This window comes from Pantoea sp. BL1, from assembly GCF_000963985.1.
GTDB classification, from domain to species: Bacteria; Pseudomonadota; Gammaproteobacteria; order Enterobacterales; family Enterobacteriaceae; genus Pantoea; species Pantoea rwandensis_B.
This window is the reverse complement of the sequence record NZ_JZRH01000062.1, coordinates 1-11,184: the sequence shown is the minus strand read 5'-3', so window position 1 is coordinate 11,184 and position 11,184 is coordinate 1. Positions and strand designations below refer to the sequence as shown.

Annotated in this window: 13 protein-coding genes; 8 read left to right on the top strand and 5 right to left on the bottom strand. The window is 50.7% G+C overall.

Annotated elements, in window-relative coordinates; genetic code table 11:
• Positions 1–59: 59 nt before the first annotated feature.
• The 4 genes from idnD to VH86_RS23380 all read right to left on the bottom strand — a co-directional run bounded on the left by idnD (position 60) and on the right by VH86_RS23380 (position 4,611).
• Complete coding sequence (gene idnD / locus VH86_RS23395; protein WP_045834268.1) at positions 60–1,100, bottom strand: L-idonate 5-dehydrogenase; 1,041 nt, start codon at positions 1,098–1,100, stop codon at positions 60–62.
• Between the two features lie 8 nt (positions 1,101–1,108).
• Complete coding sequence (locus VH86_RS23390; RefSeq protein WP_045834267.1) at positions 1,109–2,470, bottom strand: MFS transporter; 1,362 nt, start codon at positions 2,468–2,470, stop codon at positions 1,109–1,111.
• Between the two features lie 13 nt (positions 2,471–2,483).
• Positions 2,484–3,773: an MFS transporter gene (locus VH86_RS23385; protein WP_082082883.1), complete on the bottom strand. Its 1,290-nt coding sequence runs from the start codon at positions 3,771–3,773 to the stop codon at positions 2,484–2,486.
• Between the two features lie 70 nt (positions 3,774–3,843).
• Entirely contained in the window at positions 3,844–4,611 is a 768-nt protein-coding gene (locus VH86_RS23380) for an SDR family oxidoreductase (RefSeq protein WP_045834266.1), read from the bottom strand.
• A gap of 279 nt (positions 4,612–4,890) precedes the next feature.
• Between VH86_RS23380 and VH86_RS23375 the strand changes: the two genes are divergently transcribed.
• The 4 genes from VH86_RS23375 (at position 4,891) to VH86_RS23360 (ending at position 7,890) form a co-directional block, all read left to right on the top strand.
• On the top strand, positions 4,891–5,592 hold the full coding sequence (locus VH86_RS23375) for a FadR/GntR family transcriptional regulator (RefSeq protein ID WP_045834269.1): 702 nt from the start codon (positions 4,891–4,893) through the stop codon (positions 5,590–5,592).
• A gap of 76 nt (positions 5,593–5,668) precedes the next feature.
• A complete protein-coding gene (locus tag VH86_RS23370) occupies positions 5,669–6,922 on the top strand; it encodes an enolase C-terminal domain-like protein (protein ID WP_045834265.1) in 1,254 nt (417 codons plus the stop codon).
• The gene (locus tag VH86_RS23365) at positions 6,877–7,536 is read left to right on the top strand and encodes a GNAT family N-acetyltransferase (RefSeq protein WP_231647381.1); all 660 of its coding nucleotides are present in this window, start codon (positions 6,877–6,879) and stop codon (positions 7,534–7,536) included. Before VH86_RS23370 ends, VH86_RS23365 begins: the two co-directional genes overlap by 46 nt.
• A 144-nt stretch (positions 7,537–7,680) precedes the next feature.
• Positions 7,681–7,890 carry a YdgH/BhsA/McbA-like domain containing protein gene (locus VH86_RS23360; RefSeq protein WP_045815676.1) on the top strand — a complete coding sequence of 70 codons (210 nt, stop codon included), beginning with the start codon at positions 7,681–7,683 and terminating at the stop codon, positions 7,888–7,890.
• A 51-nt stretch (positions 7,891–7,941) separates the two neighbouring features.
• Here VH86_RS23360 and VH86_RS23355 read toward each other — a convergent pair whose 3' ends face one another.
• Positions 7,942–8,691 carry an IclR family transcriptional regulator gene (locus VH86_RS23355; protein ID WP_045834263.1) on the bottom strand — a complete coding sequence of 250 codons (750 nt, stop codon included), beginning with the start codon at positions 8,689–8,691 and terminating at the stop codon, positions 7,942–7,944.
• Positions 8,692–8,819: 128 nt separating this feature from the next.
• On the opposite strand from VH86_RS23355, the gene VH86_RS23350 reads away from it, so the two are divergent.
• From VH86_RS23350 to VH86_RS25330, 4 genes are all read left to right on the top strand, one after another.
• Positions 8,820–9,950 carry an MFS transporter gene (locus tag VH86_RS23350; protein WP_045834262.1) on the top strand — a complete coding sequence of 377 codons (1,131 nt, stop codon included), beginning with the start codon at positions 8,820–8,822 and terminating at the stop codon, positions 9,948–9,950.
• 109 nt (positions 9,951–10,059) lie between these two features.
• On the top strand, positions 10,060–10,275 hold the full coding sequence (locus tag VH86_RS23345) for a YdgH/BhsA/McbA-like domain containing protein (RefSeq protein WP_034829885.1): 216 nt from the start codon (positions 10,060–10,062) through the stop codon (positions 10,273–10,275).
• 173 nt (positions 10,276–10,448) lie between these two features.
• Positions 10,449–10,760: a cupin gene (locus VH86_RS23340; protein ID WP_045834261.1), complete on the top strand. Its 312-nt coding sequence runs from the start codon at positions 10,449–10,451 to the stop codon at positions 10,758–10,760.
• A 281-nt stretch (positions 10,761–11,041) separates the two neighbouring features.
• The coding region (locus VH86_RS25330) for a DUF1471 domain-containing protein (protein WP_072050637.1) at positions 11,042–11,184 on the top strand (143 nt) is incomplete at its 3' end.

Below are 11,184 nucleotides of genomic sequence, written 5' to 3'. Positions count from 1 at the left end.
AGTTCAGTTTCCGCTTCAGCATTAAGGCCGCCTCCGGGCGGCTTTGCTGTTTCTGAAACCTAGAACACTAACTGTATTTTTGCGGCCCTTTCCTTATCAGCGGCTAATTCGAGTGCGCCAACCGCCTGGTCCATAGGCAGTTCTGCCGACAGTAATGGCAGGGGATCAATTTTGCCCGTCTCCAACCAACGCACAGCGGTGGTAAATTCATCGACAAATCTAAACGAGCCGCGTAACTGCACTTCTTTTACCAAAAGAGGACCGATAGGATAGGTGATCTCAGCCTGACCCATACCAAGTTGCACGATAATCCCGCCGGGTCGGGTATAGGCAACGACTGAGGCGACGGCAGCGGCAGCACCAGAGGCTTCAAAGCAGACGTCGAAGCTGCCACCATGCTCACGCCAGGCGGCAACGACCTCTTCATCGCGTGGATCCCATACCGAAGCTGCGCCCATTTTTAATGCCAGCGCACGGCAACGTTCGCTGAGATCGGTCGCTACCACTTCCGTCGCGCCTGAGGCCAGCGCAGCAGCAATCACCAAACATCCAATCGGTCCTGCGCCAGTGACCAAAACTCGCTTGCCCGTTAAATCTCCGGCCTGCTTTATGCCGTGAATACAGACAGCCAGCGGCTCGGCAAAGGCGATCACTTTAGCCTCAACATTATCGGCGTAAGGGATACACTGTTCTGGCGCGACGACGACATGCTGTGCGAAACCACCGTTCACATGGGGGTAAAATTGCGCGCTTCCCATAAATCGCATCGAGCGGCAGAGATTTTGTTTGCCTGAGCGGCAGATGACGCACTGCTGACAGGGTTGCGATGGATTGATCGCCACGCGTTGCCCAGCCAACAAATTGCTCTCCTTAGGTGCTTGCTCAACCATGCCAACAAACTCATGACCTAGTACCATCGGTGACTTCAACACCGACATGCCGGCTCGGCCATGCAAGAAGTAATGGATGTCTGAACCACAGATCCCTCCGCGTTCCACTTTCACCAGCACTTGATCGCTGTTCCAGGCAATATCTTGATTCTCACACCGTACATCATGGGCGCCTGCCACCATGACGGCTTTAACCGTTTTATGCTGCATGATTACTCCTAAGCATTTGAAGGCGTCTTATATTTTTCATTGTCGCGCGGGGTGGGTTGTTCATCTGGAGGAACCATGACTTCAATTTTCCCCACCAGGAACAGATAAGCGAGGAAACCCGCCAGTGCGACAGCCGCGATGTACCACATCGCATATTGGAAGTTTTGCGTACGTTGCAGAATGATGCCGATGATGATCGGGCTGGCGATGCCGGATAGGTTGCCAAAAATATTGAGAAATCCGCCAATGGTGCCAATCAGATGGCGTGGAATGACATCACTGCACACCACCCAACCGAGATTGGAGAAAGCATTGGCGAAAAAGGCGATGGAGAGAATGCCAATCGCTATGACAGGTTGGTCCCGGAAAAAATTCACCAGCGCAATTGAGCAAGTCAGTAGCATGCCTGACATCACCGGAAGTTTTCGCGCAAAGGTGCGGCTGCGGCCGCGCTTCAGTAGCAGATCACTTAATGTGCCACCGCATAACACGCCAGCCATGGCCATGAGGTAAGGGAACATGGCGCCAATACCTGCTTTGTCGATCGACAGGTGCAACCCTTTCTCCAGATAGACAATGAACCAGGTCAGGAAAAAGTAGAGGGTCGACGAAGCCGCAAACTGGGCAATAAACAGACCCCAGGTCGTGCGTTGACGCAAAATGAAGCGTACTTCTGGCCAGTTCACCCGCGTATTTGCCCCTTTGACTTCAGAACCGTAGCCACCGCCCTGGCGAATAATCTCAAGTTCCCCTTGATTAACCTGCGTGCTGTGTTGTGGATCGCGATAGCGAATTAGCCAGTAAATGCCAAATACGATGCCGACTGCGCCAGAAATATAAAATGACATCTCCCAGCCCCATTTGCTCACGAACAGGGAAAGCAGCGGGGTGAGCAGCGCGAGGCCAATGTATTGCGCACTGGAGTAGGTTGCTGTTGCACGGGCACGTTCATGATCGGGAAACCATGTCGCAATGATCTTGGTGTTCGAAGGAAAAGAGGGTGCTTCAGCGATCCCTACCAAAGCGCGGCAAGCCAGCAGCATCATAAAGGAAGCCGTGGCGGTGGCGAAAAGATGGTGTGAAGCAAATCCCATCAACAGGGTGAACACACTCCACAGCACAATTGCGCTGCCATACAGCCAGCGGGAGCCGATGCGATCCAGCAGATATCCTACCGGGATTTGGCTCATAGCGTAGAACCAGGTAAACATCGAGAACAGCAATCCGAGCTGCGTGGGTGAGAGCGCCAGGTCTCCCTGAATGTGAGAACCCGCAACGGAAAGGTTGGCACGGTCCATATAATTAATGGCCGTCACAACAAACAACATCGCCAGCACGGAGAATCGGGTACGGGTGGGTTTAGCTGTCATGGATTAACCTTTCTCAGTGCGAGGTGGTGGCGTGGGTTAACGAGTTCGATGCGTTACTAAATCGGGTCAGTACGGTTAAAAGCACAGCAACCACGAGGGACGCGCCCATGAAAACATATGAAGCAGCCGGACTTCCGGTCAAACCATTTAAGTAACCCACAATCCAGGCGCCGACGAATGACCCCAATGCGCCGAAACAAACGACAAATGACATTGCACCGGCGACAACGTTGCGCGGGATCATTTCAGGAATGGCGGCGAAGAATGGACCATAAGGCGTATACATTGCTCCTCCGGCAATGACCAGAAGTGACCAGGAGATCCAGAAATGAGATGCGCCGAGGGTGAAAGATGCAATAAAACAGACGGCACCCAGCCCGAGGAAAGCCACAACGATAGCTTTACGCTGCTGAAATTTATCCGAGTACCAGGATGCTGTTAACATCAGTGGAACGGCAAGCAGATAGGGGGCAGCAGATAGCCAACCGGTTGCGACAATGCCTAAACCAGATGCTGTTTTGAGCATTGAGGGCAACCACATAATGAAGCCGTACATGCCTATGTTCCAAAAGAAATGGATGAAGGCCAGGGCCAGTACTTTCGGTGAACGAAATGCTTCACGATAATTTTTGACGGGTTTTATAGCTTGTTGTTCTTCAGCCAGCGCATTCTCGATGGCACGTTTTTCCGTATCATTTAACCATTTGGCATCTTTTGGCCGATCTGCGTAGATCACCCACCAAATGACGGCCCAAATGATGGCTGGCGCACCTTCAATAATGAACATCCCGCGCCAACCAAAGGCATTGACTAAGTATCCTGAAAGGATCGACATCCACAAAACTGTGATGGGATTTCCCAGAAACAAGAAGGTATTTGCTCTGGAACGCTCTTCTCGTGTGAACCAGTGACTGAGAAATATCAGCATCGCGGGCATGACAACGCTTTCGGCTACCCCCAGAAGAAAACGTACGGCCGCCAAAAGTGCAACGTTATGCACCATGCCTGTTGCGGCAGCCAAGGCTCCCCAAAGGATGAGGCTCCAGAAAATCAATCGTTTGGCTGAGTGTTTCTCGGCATAGATACCGCCGGGCACTTGAAAACAGAAATAACCCAGGAAGAATAGTGCGCCCAGCAGCGACGATATTGCCGGTGTGATGTTAAGGTCTTCTGCGAGTCCAGCCGCAGCGCCGAAGCCGTAGTTTGCGCGATCCAAATAGGCCAGGCTATAGGTGATGAAGGCGATGGGAATGAGCCGCCCCCAACGTTTATTAGAGAGTGTCCCTGAAATGGTCTGATTCATGTTCTGACCTCTTATCGTTTTAAGGGGAGGGTACAGTGAGTCTGGAAATGCATTTTTAATTGACGGTGGTCTAAAGCGTGGCGAGCCAACCGCCGTCGACATAAATCATTTGTCCATTGACGTAGTTAGAGGCAGAGGAGGCCAGGTATACCGCCGTGCCAATTAACTCATCAGGTTTACCCCAGCGCCCTGAGGGTGTGCTATTGCAAACCCATTGATTAAATTCCTGATTTTCTACCAACGCACTGTTCATGTCGGTGAGGATATAACCCGGCCCGATGCCATTCGATTGGATGTTATGGACTGCCCATTCAGCTGCCATCGATTTCGTCAGTAATTTGATACCGCCTTTTGCTGCGGTGTAAGGGGCAACGGTTGCGCGAGCGGCTTCACTAGTGAGTGAGCCGATGTTGATAATTTTGCCACCGCTGTTGCGCGCCACCATGCGTCGCGCTGCGGCACGAGCCACCAGGAAGGCACTGGTGAGATTGACATCTATCACGCGCTGCCAGTCACTTAAGGCCAGTTCCAGCATAGGCTTACGGAACTGAATGCCGGCATTATTGATGACGATATCCACGTGGATATTTTCTTCATCAAGCTGCGCGAAAACGCGCTCTATCTCATCCTCATTTGCGACGTTAAAGAGAAAGCCCCGCGCATTAAATCCCTGGGTTTTTAACTGTGCCAACGCGTGATGCATGTGTTGTTCGCTGGTGCCGTTGAGGATGACGGAAGCGCCAGCCTGCGCTAATCCTGTGGCATAGGCAAAACCGAGCCCGCGTGTTGAACCGGTAATTAAGGCTGTTTTTCCCGTTAAATCGAAAAGGGGGTGCATGATAATTCCTCATGTAACATGACTAACAAGTTATTGTGAGAGTTGTACGTGAGGTTGTAGGTAGCAGCAATAACCTGATCAATAAATTGCAGACCGTTTCACAAAAATGGGATCAGGCAGCCAGCCCTGCTCATTCCGGGATGATATTCAACTGCATGAAATTGATGTATTTTTCTTGTGCTGGTCAAAAGGTATAAGAGTGATAAAAGAAAAAACGCCTTGTGCCAGGACAGTGAAAAAGTTAAAAAGACCAACATGTAGGACAAGTGAGTGAGCAACGTGGCGCTGGCAAGTATTCAAAAACACAATATCGTGGACGTGATCTACGAACAGATGAAGCAGAACATTCAAGATGGCATCTGGGAGCCGGGCTGTAAGTTGCCTTCTGAAGCAGAACTCACGGCGACATTCCAGGTCAGCCGAGTCAGCGTGCGCAGTGCTGTGCAAAAGCTACGTGATTTAGGTATCGTCATCACGCATCAGGGCAAGGGGACTTATGTTACCCGGGATGTCGCGCGCTATGGGGCATTCAGCGACAATCAGCCTATTTTGCACCTGTCTCAGGAAGAGTTTGACGATATGCGCGTGTTTCGCCAAACCGTTGAGTTTCGTTGCATGGAGTTAGCTGTAGAGAATGCGACTGATGAAGACATTCAGGTGCTGGAGAGTGCGCTCAATCGTATGCTGGTCAATCGGGATGATTACAAGAAGTACTCCCTGGCAGACTACGACTTTCATCTGGCCATCGTGAAAGCTTCGCATAACAAAATTTTCATTCATGTTATGGAGTCGCTCAAAGGCATCTATGTGCATTATCTCGAAGAGTTAAACCGTGTGCTGGGCATCACGCTTGAGAGCGTTGAAGCCCACATTAAGGTCTTTATGGCGCTGAAAAATCGTGATGCAGATTTGGCAACAGAGACGCTAAACAGTGCGATGACCCATAACGTGCACGCTATCGAAGATGTACGCCATAACTGAACATAAGAAAAGCCCATCGCGGCTTTTTTTAAATCTCTAACATGTAGGACATCATACAGGATTAGTGAGGATTAGCATGAGCCAACTTAAGATTACCAACGTAAAAACCATTCTTACTGCACCGGGCGGTATTGACCTGGTGGTGGTTAAAATTGAAACCAGCGAACCTGGGTTATACGGTTTGGGCTGTGCAACGTTTACCCAACGTATTCATGCCGTCGCCACTGCTATCGACAACTATATGAAACCGTTCTTAATAGGTAAGGATCCCGCGCGTATTGAGGATATTTGGCAATCGGCAGCGGTGAGTGGCTATTGGCGGAATGGCCCGGTCATGAACAACGCACTTTCTGGCGTCGATATGGCCTTGTGGGATTTAAAAGGCAAAGTGGCTGGGTTGCCAGTGTATGAACTGTTGGGCGGGAAGTGCCGTGATGGTATTGCTCTTTATCGCCACTGTGACGGTGCAGATGAAGTTGAAGTTGAAGATAATATTCGGGCCCGTATGGAAGAGGGTTATCAATATGTACGCTGCCAGGTGGGCATGTACGGTGGTGCCGGCACCGATGATTTACGTCTGATCGCCGGTAAGCTGGCTAAGGCACGTAATATTCAGCCGAAGGTGTCACCACGTAGTCAGACGCCGGGCGTCTATTTCGATCCTGAAGCTTACGCGCGTGCGGTACCTCGTTTGTTTGATCATCTGCGCAATAAAATTGGTTTCGGTGTGGAGTTTATCCATGACGTACACGAGCGCATCACACCCATAGCCTCAATCCAAATGGCGAAATCGTTGGAAGAATTCCAGCTGTTTTTCCTCGAAGATCCTGTCGCCCCTGAGAACATTGATTGGCTTAAAACATTACGTACACAGAGCAGTACACCGATTGCGATGGGCGAGTTATTTACCCAGATTAACGAATGGAAACCTCTGATTCAAAACCAGCTTATCGATTATATCCGTTGCCATGTCAGCACCATCGGCGGTATTACGCCTGCCAAAAAGCTGGCGACTTTTGCTGAGCTTTACGGCGTAAGAACCGCCTGGCATGGACCAGGTGATATTTCACCGGTTGGCGTGGCGGCAAATCTGCATATCGACATGAGTATTACCAATCTCGGTATCCAGGAATATACCCCGGTCAATGATGCATTGCAGGAAGTCTTCCCTGGCTGTCCAGAGATTGATCGTGGTTACGCTTATCTCAGCGATCGCCCTGGCTTGGGGGTGGATATCGATGAAACTCAAGCGGCTAAGTATCCCGTAAAAGGCGACTTGCCAGAGTGGACGAACGCGCGCTTGCCGGATGGCTCAGCAGCAAGGCCTTAATGATGGCCGCCTTTGGGCGGCATAGTCGTTTCACCTTACCAACCGTTGTTCTTCTTTGTGAGCGTCTTTCGCTATGCTTTACCACAACAGCGAAATGGCAAAGGAGAACCTTGATGAGGAGTGATTATCTTATTACCAGCGCACAGCCTGCAGACTTTGTTGCAATCGTTGCATTGCTTCAAAAGAATGCAGCTGGCAATGGCGGCGCTTTAAACGGGAATTATCCGCCAGAGCGTGTGGCCGGTATGCTCGATCGCGCCACTGCCCATACGCTGGTGGCTAAACACGAGGGAACGGTGGTGGGCGTCTTGTTCAGTGCGTTATCCGCGGAACAATCCCCTCCTGTGGTAGCAGCCATGTTGGATGCCTGGCCACCCGGCAGAGAGTGCTGGCTGTATGGTCCGGTATGTATTGCAGCAAGTGAACGCGGTCAGGGATTATTGCGGCCATTGTATGCGGCAATGCGGGAACATTATGGTTCAAAAACTCCGGTGTTATTCATCCAATCCAACAATATTCCCTCGTTACGTGCGCATCAGCATCTTGGCATGCAGGAGGTGGCGCAATTTGATTGTGACGATGAGAATTTCAGGGTTTTAACCGATGCAACTTAAGAAAAGGTTGGATTAAATCATATTCAATTTTTTTGAATTATATCAGCAAATCCTTCAGCTTTTACTCAACGAGAAGCAGGTCTATTATTTCTCACATCGAGGCAGTCCGCCTTAAAAACTGAAAATCACTCTGAGGAAATGACCATGAAATCTATCAAAACTTTCGTTGCAGTTGCTGCTCTTACCCTGGTTTCATTCGCGAGCTTCGCACAAAGTATCTCTGTTGATGCTTCAACTCTGGACAGTGCAGAAGCGAAAATCGCCGCCGTTGCTCAGCAACAGGGCGCTCAGTACAAAATTACTGAAGCCAACACCAACAACCGCGTGCACATGACGGCTCAGTTGTATAAATAAGCTCGCCACCCACGATATTAAGGCCGCCTACGGGCGGCTTTGTCATTTGTGCTAACCGACAAGCAGCGACTCGATTTCAGTTTTTGCCTGCAATAAAGCCGCGAGAAGCTGTGGAAACTGCTCATCAAAGCGTAATGATGGCACTGCAATGGCCAGCGCATAACGTTCTCCTGAACCGGTATTCAGGGCGACACTGATACCGCATACACCCCGCGCATGTTCTTCGCGATCTACCGCATAGCCTTGCTCACGAACCTGCTGAATGGCTTTTAATAGAAGCTGAGGATCTCGCAGCGTATTTTGGGTGCGCACATCGTTCAACTGCGGAAGTAATGTCGAGATGACATCATCTGTTTGTTCAGACAATAACGCTTTACCATGCGCAGCGCAGTGCGTGGGAAAGGCCGTGCTGATGGGTGAGACGACGCGCAACTCCTGATCGGAAGCATATTGGCTGACCAGAACCGTATGGCTGCCGCGCCAGACGCATAAATCGACCGTTTCTCGCGTACGACGTCCAAGCGTTTCCATCGCCGGTTGAGAGAGCGCAATAATATCGGTATGTGCCGAAGCGGCAAGTCTTGCTAGCGCCGGACCCAGCTTAATGCCTTCACTGCCCTGCAGCAGCAACTGCTGAGAAATCAATGATGTGACCAGCCGATGTACAGTGGTGCGCGGTAGTGCTGTCAGTTTTGACAGCTCGGACATGCTTAATCCCGTTGGTCGGTTTTCTAACGCCCGCAATATAGTCGCGGCACGTGCAATAACCTGCGAACCGTTAGCCTCTGTATCTGCAGCCATCACTCTTCCGCTTTTCGATTTTAATGGCCGCCACTATAGCACGGCAGCCATTGACAATATGCGCCGAGGTCGTAACACTCATGTCCGTTATATGGTTAACCATTCCATTATTCGGATAAATAAAAATCATGACATCAATTAAATCCGCAGGTGCAGTCACGCTCCTGGCTGTCAGTTGCCTGACCATTATGGTGGGATGCGTCATTGTGCCGGGATTGAGTGACATCGCCGCGCAATTACGGGTTTCTTATCTGGCAAGCTGGTTGGTGACGCTGCCTGCGCTGGGCGTGATACTGGCAGGGCCATTAGCGGGGCGCGCGATAGATCGTTTTGGTGCCTATCCCATGCTACTGATTGGGCTTTTCTGCTATGGCGGATTGGGCGTGGCAGGTGTTTGGTTGCCGGGCGCAGTGCCACAAATCATCGACCGCATCCTACTGGGGGGCGCAACAGCGGTGGTGATGTCTTCCGGGACCGGCTTAATTGCCAGTTTTTATCAGGCCGAAGCACGATTAAAGATGATCGCGCGACAAGGCATGGCAATAGAGTTGGGTGGCGTAGTGTTTCTCTGTGTGGGGGGGATTCTGGCCTCCACAAGTTGGCGTTATCCGTATGGGCTGTATCTATTCTCCTGGTTGCTGCTGATGTTGGTGCTCATTTGTGTCCCGCGCCCTCAGCAGCAGATGAGAGCGGAAATAATAGAAGAGGGCGTAACGGATAGCGATCGCCGGTTGCGGCCGGTATGGCTGGCGGCGTTCTGTTCCATGATCTGTTTTTTCACCGCCGTCATTATGCTGCCGCAACGGTTTGCTTTGATGGGTGTGAGTGCCGCACATATTGGCTATTTTCTCTCATTTGTCTCACTGGTGGCGGTGCTGGCAGCAGCACTGATGCCGCATGTTGCGCTGCAGTTCGGCAACTATTCCACGCTGATTATGGCGTTCATTTGCTACCTGTTGGCACATCTTGAATTTGCAGCAGCCCCCGATGTCGTGTTGTGCCTGCCAGGCGGCATCTTATTAGGCATGGGGTTTGGGCTGTCAGTGCCTTTGGTGAATCACATGACCGTTGAAATCAGCCAACCTCAGGAACGTGGGCGCCAATTGGCACGCTTATCAATGGCCATTTTTGGCGGACAATTTATGGCGGCGTTCATGACATACCTTCCAGGTCACTTATCGATGGCCTTTTTTGCCGCCGCCGTATTAGCGGCTATCAACATCATTGTGATGCGTAAGGTCTCGGTGAGATGTAGTTAGCACGATCATGATGATCGCACTAATGGTTAATCATGAAATGATAACATAGGGTATTATTATTTTCATCTAAGGCACACAGCCTTCATAAACAACCCAAAGGAATAAGACCATGAAAACCATTAAAACACTGACCATCGCCGCTGCCGCCGCTCTTTCACTGATGTCTGCTGCCAGCTTTGCCCAGAGCATCTCCGTTGAGTCTTCAACTCTTGACGGTGCAGAAGCGAAAGTTGCCGCAGTAGCACAGCAGCAGGGTGCTCAGTACAAAATCACTGAAGCGAACACCAACAACCGTGTGCACATGACTGCAGAACTGTACAAATAAGTTCAGTTTCCGCTTCAGCGTTAAGGCCGCCTCCGGGCGGCTTTGCTGTTTCTGGAATCTGGAGTCTGTTATCACGTGCAGTAATCTGTCCGGAAATGTCCCTGCCTTGTCTCACACCTCAGCTCACTGGCCTGTAGCATGTTGCGTATTCACTCAGCAAAAACAGGCATCTCATGAAAATCATCGTCGGCAAAAACTTTTCCCCAGCGCGTGCGTGGGAGGCTCTCGATATTGCCAATTTTGATGGCACCAGCGTGCGATTGCACTGGACTGATCAGCCTTATCGCTGGCACATCAATGACGGTGAAGAAGTCTTCGTGGTGTTAGATGGCGTGGTCGAGATGCATTACCGCGAGCGGGCGGAAGTGCATAAAGTGATGCTCAACGTGGGTGACATTTTCTTCGCCAGCGTGGGTACCGAACATGTCGCTCATCCCCAGGGTGCGGCACGCGTGTTGGTGATTGAAAAAGAAGATTCAGTTTAGCCCGCGACAAACTCGTGAAAGCGTACAAAAAAACAGCACTGCGCGGGAGCGGGCACTGCAGGCGGGAAAAGCTGATTTATCCACAGGTTAGCGAGCGCTCTTTTCACCTGTAATGTGGATAAGATGGAACTCTACCGATCAATGAGGTTATTGTAATGGGGGTTATGGTTAGTGTGATCATGATGATCGCACTAATGGTTAATAATGAAATGGTAACCTAGGGTATTATTATTTTCATCGAAGGCACACAGCCTTCAGAAACAACCCAAAGGAATAAGACCATGAAAACCATCAAAACACTGACCATCGCCGCTGCCGCCGCTCTTTCACTGATATCTGCTGCCAGCTTTGCCCAGAGCATCTCCGTTGAATCTTCAACTCTTGACGGTGCTGAAGCGAAAGTGGCCGCAGTCGCACAGCAGCA

Coding starts and splice junctions, on each gene's coding strand:
- VH86_RS23370 (WP_045834265.1), top strand. CDS start 5,669: ATGAGCCAACTTAAGATTACCAACGTAAAAACCATTCTTACTGCACCG.
- VH86_RS23350 (WP_045834262.1), top strand. CDS start 8,820: ATGACATCAATTAAATCCGCAGGTGCAGTCACGCTCCTGGCTGTCAGT.
- VH86_RS23385 (WP_082082883.1), bottom strand. CDS start 3,773: ATGAATCAGACCATTTCAGGGACACTCTCTAATAAACGTTGGGGGCGG.
- VH86_RS23340 (WP_045834261.1), top strand. CDS start 10,449: ATGAAAATCATCGTCGGCAAAAACTTTTCCCCAGCGCGTGCGTGGGAG.
- VH86_RS23360 (WP_045815676.1), top strand. CDS start 7,681: ATGAAATCTATCAAAACTTTCGTTGCAGTTGCTGCTCTTACCCTGGTT.
- VH86_RS23390 (WP_045834267.1), bottom strand. CDS start 2,470: ATGACAGCTAAACCCACCCGTACCCGATTCTCCGTGCTGGCGATGTTG.
- VH86_RS23355 (WP_045834263.1), bottom strand. CDS start 8,691: ATGGCTGCAGATACAGAGGCTAACGGTTCGCAGGTTATTGCACGTGCC.
- VH86_RS23380 (WP_045834266.1), bottom strand. CDS start 4,611: ATGCACCCCCTTTTCGATTTAACGGGAAAAACAGCCTTAATTACCGGT.
- VH86_RS23345 (WP_034829885.1), top strand. CDS start 10,060: ATGAAAACCATTAAAACACTGACCATCGCCGCTGCCGCCGCTCTTTCA.
- idnD (WP_045834268.1), bottom strand. CDS start 1,100: ATGCAGCATAAAACGGTTAAAGCCGTCATGGTGGCAGGCGCCCATGAT.